Annotated in this window: 1 pseudogene; it reads right to left on the reverse strand. The window is 64.5% G+C overall.

The features are described 5' to 3' along the window. Nucleotides 1–95 precede the first annotated feature (95 nt). A pseudogene (locus EN786_RS36980) lies at nt 96–307 on the reverse strand (C-terminal binding protein); the annotation flags it as partial.

The raw sequence follows: 307 nt of genomic DNA on the forward strand, positions 1-307 counted from the left end.
AGCTGAGCCGCCTGCATCACACCCTTCTGCGCCCGCCCTTGCCACGGGAAACTCAGGACCACGCCGAAGACGCCTCGCCTGCACCGCCGCTGCATTCATTTCAGATACTCGGAGTTGACGCAGTTGGTGAGCCGGCCCTCGGCAAGATAGGCGTGCACGACTTCGATCGATTTCAGCCTGAGGTCGCGCATCGATGCCGGGCTGTAGAAGGCGGCATGCGGGGTGACGATCAGGCGATTGGCGATCCACGGCTCGCGATTGCGCCACGCCGCCAGCAGCGGATGGTCGAGATCGCCCGGTTCGTTCG

Source organism: Mesorhizobium sp. M4B.F.Ca.ET.143.01.1.1, assembly GCF_004792275.1.
Classification (GTDB): Bacteria; Pseudomonadota; Alphaproteobacteria; order Rhizobiales; family Rhizobiaceae; genus Mesorhizobium; species Mesorhizobium abyssinicae.